The sequence below is a fragment of the Synechococcus sp. H60.2 genome (genome assembly GCF_047462315.1).
In the GTDB taxonomy this organism is placed as follows: Bacteria; Cyanobacteriota; Cyanobacteriia; order Thermostichales; family Thermostichaceae; genus Thermostichus.
In genome coordinates this window covers 1-10703 of record NZ_JANSIZ010000079.1, presented here as the reverse complement: position 1 = coordinate 10703, position 10703 = coordinate 1, and the positions used below count along the sequence as shown (strand labels likewise).

At 61.7% G+C, this 10703-nt stretch carries 8 protein-coding genes and 1 pseudogene; 3 read left to right on the top strand and 6 right to left on the bottom strand.

Translation table 11 applies throughout. The features are described 5' to 3' along the window. Positions 1-165 precede the first annotated feature (165 nt). The 5 genes and pseudogenes from NW845_RS11070 to NW845_RS11050 form a co-directional block, all read right to left on the bottom strand. Positions 166-429 carry a DUF2973 domain-containing protein gene (locus tag NW845_RS11070; protein WP_414333816.1) on the bottom strand — a complete coding sequence of 88 codons (264 nt, stop codon included), beginning with the start codon at positions 427-429 and terminating at the stop codon, positions 166-168. Continuing rightward, positions 429-749 (bottom strand): DUF2605 domain-containing protein, encoded by a 321-nt coding sequence (locus NW845_RS11065; protein WP_414341527.1) that lies wholly within the window; start codon positions 747-749, stop codon positions 429-431. The genes NW845_RS11070 and NW845_RS11065 overlap by 1 nt, the downstream gene beginning before the upstream one ends. Before the next feature lie 48 nt (positions 750-797). After that, positions 798-2282, bottom strand: a pseudogene (locus tag NW845_RS11060) (cobaltochelatase subunit CobN); the annotation flags it as partial. A gap of 27 nt (positions 2283-2309) precedes the next feature. Further along, complete coding sequence (locus tag NW845_RS11055; protein ID WP_414378556.1) at positions 2310-3491, bottom strand: transaldolase; 1182 nt, start codon at positions 3489-3491, stop codon at positions 2310-2312. Between the two features lie 255 nt (positions 3492-3746). Next, positions 3747-4700 (bottom strand): RluA family pseudouridine synthase, encoded by a 954-nt coding sequence (locus NW845_RS11050; RefSeq protein ID WP_414378554.1) that lies wholly within the window; start codon positions 4698-4700, stop codon positions 3747-3749. A 293-nt stretch (positions 4701-4993) separates the two neighbouring features. Here NW845_RS11050 and ppsA point away from each other — a divergent pair, with 293 nt between their 5' ends. Together ppsA and NW845_RS11040 are read left to right on the top strand one after the other, a co-directional pair. Continuing rightward, complete coding sequence (gene ppsA, locus NW845_RS11045; protein ID WP_414378553.1) at positions 4994-7459, top strand: phosphoenolpyruvate synthase; 2466 nt, start codon at positions 4994-4996, stop codon at positions 7457-7459. Positions 7460-7522: 63 nt separating this feature from the next. Beyond that, complete coding sequence (locus NW845_RS11040) at positions 7523-8791, top strand: dihydrolipoamide acetyltransferase family protein (protein ID WP_414378551.1); 1269 nt, start codon at positions 7523-7525, stop codon at positions 8789-8791. 4 nt (positions 8792-8795) lie between these two features. Here the strand turns inward: NW845_RS11040 and NW845_RS11035 are convergent, their stop codons facing one another. After that, the gene (locus tag NW845_RS11035; protein ID WP_414378549.1) at positions 8796-9155 is read right to left on the bottom strand and encodes a rhodanese-like domain-containing protein; all 360 of its coding nucleotides are present in this window, start codon (positions 9153-9155) and stop codon (positions 8796-8798) included. Between the two features lie 224 nt (positions 9156-9379). On the opposite strand from NW845_RS11035, the gene NW845_RS11030 reads away from it, so the two are divergent. Then, a partial coding sequence (locus NW845_RS11030; protein ID WP_414378548.1) for a right-handed parallel beta-helix repeat-containing protein occupies positions 9380-10703 on the top strand: 1324 nt, incomplete at its 3' end.

Below are 10703 nucleotides of genomic sequence, written 5' to 3'. Positions count from 1 at the left end.
CCCTCAGGGACGACCCTCACCCCCAACCCCTCTCCCTCAGGGAGAGGGGAGTTAGGAATAGTGCTCGGCGCCGGGTGCTTTATCGTAACTTTATCCAAGAAAGGCTACTTACCCCCACAACTGACTCGGGCCGACACCGAGAAAGGGGAAGCTCCTGCGCCGCTTTTAATCCTCGTCAGGAGAGCCAGAGTAGAGATCTTCCAGGCGGCTGCGGGCTTCTTCCAGGCTGGTCGAACGAATCACCAACAAGGGCTCTTCCGTCAGGTTGCCTTCTTCATCCAAGAGCTCTGGGTGGGGCGCCTGTCGGCGAGCCCGACGGGGCGAGGCCTTGCGCTCTTCTTTGCCCAACGTGATGATGTTGGCCACCAGGTTACGCAGGGCCACAAAAGCGATGGCCACGAAAGCGATGAGGTAGAGGATCTGCAGCATCACGGGTCAGATGAGTCAGAGGAAGGGTGAATTTGGCGGAAGCGACGGCCCAGCTCGGCGCACTCCATCAGCAGGTGATGCCATTTTGCCATCAGCGCTGGGTCAACGCCAACTTCATTCTCCGACAACTGATAGAGGGCTTCTGCGGCTTGCAATTCTGCTTGGGCAGCCAAAACCCGCTCCAGAAGGGCCTGCTGCGCCTCCGGGCTAATAAATTCTAGGGTTTCTTCTTGCAAAAAGCGGCGGGAGCGCTCAAACCAGTAGCGGTAATCTTCCAGTAGGGGCCCCAGAATCTCTCGCAGTAACTTGGCTTTGCTCATCATTGGGATCCCTCCGCGCCTGGTTTGCTGAGAGCATCTTAGCTGAACTTAACCTTCTCCCGCCAGGGATCCCTGGGTGACCTCCAGGCGGGCTTCCGTCTCCAGCAGCAGGGCTTCCAGCTGGGGCACCAGCTCTAGGGCCTGCTCTTGCCAGTAGCCCCGCTGGTGGGCTTCCAGCAGCCGCTCGCTCATATCCCGCAGTGCCCAGGGGTTGTGATCCCGCAGAAACTGCTGCACCCGGGGATCCAACAGGTAGGCGCGGGCCACCCCGGCGTACATAAAATCCGGCACGGCGTGGGTGGTGACGTCGTAGGCAAAAAGGTAGTCGAGGGTGGCGGCCATCTCAAAGGCGCCTTTGTAGCCGTGGCGCATTACGCCGGCAATCCACTTGGGGTTGACGACGCGGGCGCGATAGACGCGGTCGATCTCTTCGGCCAGGGTGCGGATCTTGGGGTTGTGGGGACGGGCGTGATCCCCGAAGTAGATTTGGGGGTTGCGGCCCTGGAGGGTGCGCACGGCTGCCACCATGCCCCCCTGGAACTGGTAGTAGTCATCGGAGTCGAGGAGATCGTGCTCGCGGTTATCCTGGTTGTGCAGGACAATTTGCAAGCGGGCCAGTTGCCGCTGCAGGGCTGCAGGAGCCGGCTCTCCCTCGCCCTCAGCTCGGTAGGCGTAGCCGCTCCAGTTGAGGTAGGCGCGGGCCAGATCCGCCTCGGTTTCCCAGTTTTGCGCCTCGATTAGCCCCTGCAGTCCGGCTCCGTAGGCCCCTGGTTTGGAGCCAAAGATGCGCAGCCGCGCCCGCTCTGCCGCTTCTGAAGGCGGGATCCCTTGCTCCTGCCAGTACTGGGTATCGGCCAGCACCTGGGCCCGCAGGGGGTTGTCGGCTTCCGGTTCTTCCAGGGCGGCCACGGCCTGCACAGCCCGGTCGAAGAGGGCAATCAGGTTGGGAAAAGCATCGCGAAAGAAGCCGGAGATGCGCAGGGTTATGTCCACGCGGGGACGGCCCAAAGCCGCTACAGGCAGAATCTCAATATCCACCACCCGTCCCCCCTCCCAGCGGGGCCTAACCCCCAAGAGCGCCAGCGCCTCCGCCCAGTCCTCGCCGCCGGTTCTCAGGGTGGCAGTTCCCCAAACGGATAGGCCCAGGTGGCGGGGATATTCCCCCTGCTCTTGCACGTAGCGCTCCACCACCCGCTCAGCAGCCAGCGAGCCAACTTGCCAGGCAGTGGGGGTAGGAATGGCGCGGATATCCACCGAGTAGAAGTTGCGCCCGGTGGGCAACACCTCCACCCGGCCCCGCGTGGGGGCGCCGGAAGGGCCGCTGGGCACATAGCCGCCATTGAGCCCGCGCAGGAGATTTTCCAGCTCCTGGGGTGTTTGCTGCAGGCGGGGGAGCAAGTCCGTCTCGATCCAGCGCAGCACCTGGCTGGCCGCCGGCCCCGGGGGCGGATCGTAAGGGATCCCCTGTAGCCGCTGGGCAATCCAGAGGCGGGCCTGGGCCTCTAGGGCAGCTACCCCATCTCCGATGCGGCGAAAGTTCTCGCCCATAGAGCTGGCTGGCTAATTCCTCAAGTAGACGGCTGCCCCTAGGCCGACCAGCATTTCTTCGGGGGTAATTTTGCCATCTTGGTTGGTGTCGAGGGCATCGAAGACGCGATCCGCCCCCATCCACTCCTCGCGGGTAATGAAGCCATCCCCATCCAGGTCGTAGATGCGGAAGACATCCTGGGCGGCGTGGGTAATCGTTTCCTTCTTGGCGCCCTCCAGCTTCTGTAGCCGCTCGGTGAGCAGCCTTTCCAGCACCTCCAGCGCCTTGGAGAAGCCCTGGATCCCTTCTTCCAGCTTTTCTGAAGCCATGCGGTTTTCCCGGTGCATCTGGTCGAAGGTGGCTCGATCCATCACCAGACGCGGGATGTCCATTTTCTTAGCTTTTTCCGGATCCAGTTTGCGCTCCAGGTGGCCTTCGGTGTTTTGCAGCTCCGCCAAGAGAACTGGCGAGATGGTAAGCAGATCGCAGCCGGCCAGCTCGATGATTTCCCCAATGTTGCGGAAGCTGGCGCCCATCACTTCCGTCGGGTAATCGTATTTGCGCAGATAGTTGTAGATCTGGGTTACCGACTGCACGCCCGGATCTTCAGCAGGGGGATAGCTCTCCCGGCCGGTGTGCTTCTTGTACCAATCCAAGATGCGGCCCACAAAGGGCGAGATGAGGGTTACCCCTGCTTCCGCACAGGCAATGGCCTGGTGCAGGCCAAACATCAGAGTTAGGTTGCAGTGGATCCCTTCTTTTTCTAGGATCTCGGCGGCGCGGATCCCTTCCCAGGTCGAAGCAATTTTAATCAACACCCGCTTGGGATCCGCCCCTGCCGCCTTGTAGAGCTCGATGAGGTAGCGGGCCTTGGCTACGGTAGCCTCGGTGTCGTAGGAGAGGCGGGCATCTACCTCGGTCGAAACCCGACCGGGGATGATGGAGAGAATGCGCACGCCAAAGGCTACCGCCAATTCATCGATGGCGTGGGCCACTACGGTTTTGGTGTCGGCTTTAGATCCCAGTTCTTGGCGGGCCTTGAGCAAGGTCTCATCGACAATGCCCTGGTACTGGGGCATTTGGGCGGCTGCTGTAATCAAAGAGGGATTGGTGGTGGCATCCTGCGGCTTAAAGGTCTCAATGGCGTTGATATCCCCCGTGTCGGCCACCACGACGGTCATCTCTCGCAACTGCTCCAGCAGGCTCTTGCTCATACTCCCCTCCTTAGCTATCGCGCTTCTGCGACCCAGTCCTAGTGTCGCCCACCCAGGCAAGGGATCCCGGTAGATGTGAGATTGTCTTAATTGTCTGCCCCACCGGTGTGGGGACAACTCTAAACAACTCACCCGGCAAAAACACTTCCAACTTCTCTAAAAATTTACTGAAGGTTGAAACTTCTTGGTCACGGGGATCAGCATGAACCCTGATTGGACAGGCCAGACAGGGCCGAGAGCGACCCTAGAAGCTGCCTATCCGGCCTGGCTGCGCAACTGCCGCAGCAGCCGCTCGAACTCTTCCGGCAGAGGGGCAGTAAACTGCAGCGGCTGGCCGGTGCACGGGTGGACAAAGGAGAGCTTCCAGGCGTGGAGAGCTTGGCCACTGAGTTTGACGGGGCTGGTTTTGCTCTGGGTATAGAGGGGATCCCCGACAATGGGCAGGCGCAGGTGGGCAGCATGCACCCGAATTTGATGGGTGCGACCGGTCTCCAGTTCAAACTGCATCAGGGTGTAGTTGCCCAATCGCTCCAGCACCTGCCAGTGGGTTACCGCCGCTCGCCCTTGGCCGGGAGGCAAAACCGCCATCTTCTGCCGCTCCACCGGGTGGCGGCCAATGGGGGCAGAGATCGTGCCTTGGCTCTGGGCTGGCCGGCCAAACACCACCCCTAGGTAGATGCGCCGAGCAGTCTTGGCCTGGATCTGGGCCTGCAGATGCTGGTGGGCCTGATCGTGTTTGGCAATCACCAGGGCGCCGGTGGTGTCCTTGTCGAGGCGATGGACGATCCCTGGGCGCAGCTCGCCGTTGATCCCGGAAAGGCGAGGACAGTGGGCCAGCAATGCATGCACCAGCGTGCCGCTGGCATGCCCAGGAGCAGGATGCACCACCAGACCGCGCGGCTTGTTGATGACCAGCAGATCCTCATCTTCGTAGAGGATGTCTAAGAGGATCCGCTCCGGCTCCAAAGTTGTAGGGGTGGCTGGTGGGATCCGCACCTCAATCTCATCCCCGGCTTGCAGGGGGCGATCCTTATCCAGGCAGGGCCGCCCATTGAGCCAAACCTGGCCCTGGCGGATGAGCTGCTGCAGGCGCGAGCGCGACAGCTCCGGCAGTTGTTCCGCCAACCCCCGATCCAGCCGCAAGCCCTGCTGTTTTTCCGTCACTCTTACCTGGCGAATTGCTGCCACCGGATCCCTGGGGCCTTCCATTTGCCCTGTTTCCGCAAACTGCTGCTTTGAAAACATTGTGGCAGAGCGGTTACTTTTGCATTAGGTAAAAAAGGGCGAAGATTTGTGGCAGCTTTTTCAGCCGGATCCTGGCGAGAACGCCTTTGTCTCATCCCCTTCTCAGCCTTCTCTGGGGGCGTTGCGCCGGGATTCTAGCCCCAGGAAAACCCTCAGTACAGTGGGGGTATAGACCCTCAAAGCTAGGCCAGGTCCTGGCGGGAGAAGGTCTTTTTGCAACTATCACGCTTGCTCTGATGGGCATAAGGAGACAAAGCATGTCGGATGGAGCAACGCTGGGATCCCAGCTTCAACAGCCCCCTCAACGCCAGCTTGGCTCAGAGCCACCCTTGGTTGTGCCCCTCATAGAGGTGGGGCTGCGGGACGTGGCCCAGGTGGGTGGGAAAAACGCCTCTCTAGGGGAAATGCTGCAGCAGTTGACCCCCAAAGGAATCCGCGTGCCCCTGGGGTTTGCCACCACCGCCCATGCCTATCGCCAGTTCATCGCCGCTGCCGGCCTCGAGGAGAAGCTGCGGGAGATCCTCAAAGACCTCGATATCGAGGATGTGCGGAACCTGCGCGAGCGGGGCAAAGCCGCCCGCACCTTGATTCTGCAGACGCCTTTCCCCCCAGAGTTGGAGCAGGCCATCAGCGAAGCCTACCAGAAGCTGTGCGAGCGCTACGGCCCCGATACCGATGTGGCGGTGCGCTCCAGCGCCACAGCAGAAGACCTGCCGGATGCCAGCTTTGCCGGCCAGCAGGAGACCTACCTCAACGTGCACGGGATCCAGGCAGTGCTGAATGCCTGCCACCGCTGCTTTGCCAGCCTGTTTACCGACCGGGCCATCTCCTACCGCCAGATCAAGGGCTTTGACCACTTCCAGGTGGCCCTCTCGGTGGGGGTGCAGAAGATGGTGCGCTCGGACTTGGCCTGTTCGGGGGTGATGTTCTCCATCGACCCAGAAACGGGCTTTAAAGACGCGGTGTTGATCACCGCTGCCTATGGGCTGGGGGAAAACGTGGTGCAAGGCATCGTCAACCCCGACGAATACGTGGTCTTCAAACCTACCCTAAAGCAGGGGCTGCGCCCCATCCTCTCCCGCAAGCTGGGCAGCAAAGCCCTGAAGCTGGTCTACGACGAGGAGGGATCCCGTTCCACCAAAAACGTGCCCGTCCCCGAGAGCCTGCGCCGCCAATATGCCCTGCAAGACGACGAGATCCTAGAGCTGGCTCGCTGGGCCTGCCTCATCGAAGAGCACTACTCGGCGCTGCGGGGCCGCTTCACCCCCATGGACATTGAGTGGGCCAAAGACGGGATCACGGGCGAGCTGTTCATCGTCCAGGCCCGCCCCGAGACGGTGCAATCCCAAAAGGCCACCAACCGCCTCAAAACCTACCGCTTTACGCAGACGGAGGCGCGCCCAGACCCCCTGGTGCGGGGACGGGCGGTGGGGGAAGCCATCGGCCAGGGCACAGCCCGCGTCATTTTGGATGTGCGCCGCTCGGATCAGTTCCAGGCTGGCGAGGTGCTGGTGACGGAGAAAACCGATCCCGACTGGGAGCCAATCATGAAAAAGGCCAGCGCCATCGTCACCAACCAGGGGGGCAGAACCTGCCATGCGGCCATCATTGCCCGCGAGCTGGGGATCCCGGCCATTGTTGGCTGCGGCAACGCCACACAGGTGCTCCGCTCCGGCGATCCCATCACCGTCTCCTGCGCCGAAGGGGAGGAAGGGCGCGTCTATCCTGGTCTATTGCCCTATGAGGTGACGGAGATCCCGCTAGAGGAGCTGCCCCGCCCCCGCACCCAACTGATGATGAACGTGGGCAACCCGGAAAAAGCCTTTGGCCTGAGCGAGATCCCTTGCGACGGCGTGGGTCTGGCGCGGCTGGAGTTCATCATCGCCAACCACATCCAGATCCACCCTCTGGCCTTGATCCACTACAACGAGGCGGTCAAGGAGGAGCCGCGCCTGGCGGAGCTCACCGCCCAGTATGCCGACAAGCCGGAGTACTTTGTAGACAAGCTGGCCCAGGGGGTGGCCACCATCGCCGCTGCCTTCTACCCCAAGCCGGTGATTGTGCGCCTGTCGGACTTTAAGAGCAACGAATACGCCCACCTGCTGGGCGGATCCCGCTATGAGCCCCACGAGGAAAACCCCATGATTGGTTGGCGGGGCGCCTCCCGCTACACGGATCCCCGCTACCGCGAGGGCTTTGCGCTGGAGTGCCGGGCCATGAAACGCGTGCGGGACGAGATGGGCCTGGCCAACGTTATCTTGATGATCCCCTTCTGCCGCACCCCGGAAGAGGGGCACAAGGTGCTGGAGGAGATGGCCCGCCACGGCCTGGTGCGAGGGGAAAACGGCCTGCAGGTGTACGTCATGTGCGAGCTGCCCAGCAACGTCATCCTGGCCGACGAGTTCTGCCAGATCTTCGACGGCTTCTCCATCGGCTCCAATGACCTCACCCAGCTCACCCTGGGGTTGGACCGCGACTCGGCCCTGGTGGCCCACCTTTTTGACGAGCGCCACGAGGCCGTCAAGCGGATGATTGCCCAGGTGATCCAGACGGTGAAAAGCCACGGGCGCAAGATTGGCATCTGTGGACAAGCCCCCAGCGACTACCCTGACTTTGCCCGCTTTCTGGTGCAGCAGGGGATCGACTCCATCAGCCTCAACCCCGATTCCCTGCTGAAAACCCTGTTGGTGGTGGCCGAGGCGGAAGCTGCCGGCGCCCACTAGGGGAGTGCGCCGGGATCCCGTCTGCTGGGTTACAATCTTCTCTGCTGTGTTGCCACCCCCGCCATGATCCACGAACTCTCCATGCCGGCCCTCAGCTCCACCATGGAAACGGGCAAGATTGTTGCCTGGCTAAAGAACCCCGGCGACCGGGTGGAGAAAGGGGAAAACATCCTGGTGGTGGAGTCGGACAAAGCAGACATGGATGTGGAGTCCTTCCACAGCGGCATTCTGGCCAGCATCCTCATCCCAACCGGGGAATCGGCGCCGGTGGGCGCCCCCATCGCCCTCATTGCCGAAACCGAAGCGGAGCTGGCCGAGGCCCAGGAGAGAGCCAAGGCCCTCTCTAAGGGTGCTGCGCCGGCGGCTACCCCTAGCGCGGCCTCTGTCCCCACCGTTCAACGGCCAACCCCTGCGCCTGCAGCAAGCCCCCCCTCCACGCCCCCAAGTGGCTCCGACGGAGCTGGATCCCAGCGCATCCTGGCTTCCCCACGGGCGAAAAAATTGGCAGAAAGTCTGGGGGTTGACCTGCGCACGGTGCGCGGCTCCGGCCCTGGTGGGCGCATCGTAGCCGAAGATGTGGAGCGGGCCGCAGCTCAGCCCGCCTCTGCCCCGGCGGCAGCTCCTTCCTCGGTCACTCCTCCCCCCGTCTCTGTGCCCCTGGGAGAAGTGGTTCCCCTGAGCACCCTGCAGGCGGCGGTGGTGCGCAACATGAACGCCAGCTTGGGCGTGCCCGTGTTCCACGTCGGCTACACCATCACCACCGACAGCCTGGATCAGCTTTACCAACAGGTAAAACCCAAAGGGGTAACGCTGACGGCCCTTTTGGTCAAGGCTGTGGCCCTCACTCTCGAAAAGCACCCCCTCCTCAACGCCAGCTACACCGAAAACGGGATCCACTACAAAGCCGACATCAACATCGCCGTGGCGGTGGCCATGGAAGACGGGGGCCTAATTACCCCTGTGCTCAGACAGGCCAACCGGATCGATCTCTACGAGATCTCCCGCCGCTGGAAGGATCTGGTGGAGCGGGCGCGGCGCAAGCAACTGCAGCCGGAGGAGTACACCAGCGGCACCTTTACCCTCTCCAACCTGGGCATGTTTGGGGTGGATCGCTTCGACGCCATCCTGCCCCCCAACCAAGGGGCCATTTTGGCCATTGGTGCTGCTCGCCCCACCGTGGTGGCCACGCCGGAAAGAGCCATCGCCATCCGCTCCCAGATGCAGGTTAACCTTACCTGCGACCACCGCGTCATCTACGGTGCCCACGCCGCAGCTTTCTTGCAAGATCTAGCCCAGTTGTTAGAACAAAAGGTGGGATCCCTGACGCTGTAGAAGTTCAATAGGTGGGCAGGGTGGGATCCACCGCAAGGGCCCAGGCGTGGATGCCACCGCTAATGTTGTAGACCTGGGTAAAGCCGTTGGCCTGCAACCACTCGCTCACCTGGGCAGAGCGGATCCCATAGTGGCAGAGGACAAAGGTTGGGCAATGGGGACCCAGCTCCCTCAAGATTCGCTCGCTCCACTCTTTGTAACAGCTCAAGGGGTAGTGGCGAAAGCCAAGGGCGCTGAGGTTGACCAGCTCCAGCTCTGCCGGTTCCCGCACATCGATGAGTTGCAGGGGGCCGGCCTCCGGATCGCGCAGGCGGGCGGCCAGTTCTTGGGGTGTAATCGAGCGAACGAAAGAGGCCATGGCCATCTGTAACCCCATCTGGGCTTTCTTCTCAGGATATACCGGCTCAGCTTCTGCCCTGGGCTACTTGCAATTGTGCAGGATGCGCTTGGCTTCCGCGGATCCCCTGCCAGCGATCTCTTTTGAAAGGCTCTGTCTGGGAGAATTAGATCCTAGGGGCTTATCGTGGCTCTAGGTGTCTGCACTTCTGATACGTTTGACTGATAGGGATTTCCAAGGATTTTCCACGGATGAAAGGATCCCTTCCTAGAAACGGCCAAGCATCCCGATCCACCTGGCGAACCCGTTCCCTCTTGCTGCCTCTGTTGGCAGGGATCGCTTTCGGCTGTGGGGGAGGTGCGGGCAACCCTCCTCCTCTGCCGCCGCCTGGGGAGCCCGTCATCCTAAGGGTGGATCCGGCCAAAGGCCCCTTCACTAAGTTGGCCGATGCCGTCGCAGAGGCGCAGCGATTGCAAAGTGCTACAGCCGGCCTGGAGGTGCTGATTGAGATTTTGGGGGCGGGCAAGGAGAGGCTAGAGAAGAACCTGGCCTTGGATGGAGGTGACGGCACCAATGGCGGGCGGATTCGGATTACCAGCTCTGCTGCCTACGAGATCCTGGCCGGGTTGTTCAATGTCATCGTAGCTAGCCAAACCAGCCTGCAAGGGGTGGAGGTGGTGTTGGAAGGCGGAAAGATTCAGGTAAACGATGGCACCTTTCAGCCCAGCAAGGTTACCCTCAATAGCCCCAGCTCCAACATCTTGGTGAACGGTAATGCCGCCGTTTTGGAGGGAGCTGTCAACCAATTGGCCCAGGTTTTTTGCCAGCAGTTTTCGGATCCCTGTGTGCAGATCTCGGGCAACGGTCGTGTCGCCGGCATCTCGGTCACTGTCAGCAAGACAGGAGGCGTAGGTGTCGGTACTGTGCCAGGGAGTAATCCGCTCCTGGAGAACAACGCGATCCTTCTGCAAGCTTTGGGAGCTTTGGGGGTTCGCTATAGCGACAACTCCGGCGGGGTTTTCCGCAACAACCAAATCGAGGGGGATCCGCCTACGACTGCTGGGTTGGCGCTGCAGGCTCGCCAGACAGCTAGCGGCGGTACCACCGGGATCCAACTGGATGGAGCGGGATCAGTTCCGGTCATTCAATCCAACCGGATTGTTGTGGGCAGGATAGCCGGCAGCGTCGGCATTCGCATCTTGCAAGGAACCCAAGCCCGCACCATTACCGGAAATACGTTCCTAGCTCGGGGGAAGGGCGCGGGGGTAGCCATTCAGGTGGCCCCTGGCACGCCGGAGGCAGTAGTCGCCGCCTACTTGGCCGGCAACAGCTTCCAGGGTAACTTTGCTGAGAGAATCGGCAGCGGATCTGCGCCGACAGCGACCCCTGTCCCCACGCCTACCCTGACCCTGACTCCTGAGCCAACCCCCACGCCGACAGCGACCCCTGTCCCCACGCCTACCCTGACCCTGACTCCTGAGCCTACGCCCACCCTGACACCGACTCCTAAGCCAACCCCCATGCCGACGGCGACCCCTGGCTCTTATACACATCACCGAGCCCCCGAGACTAGGC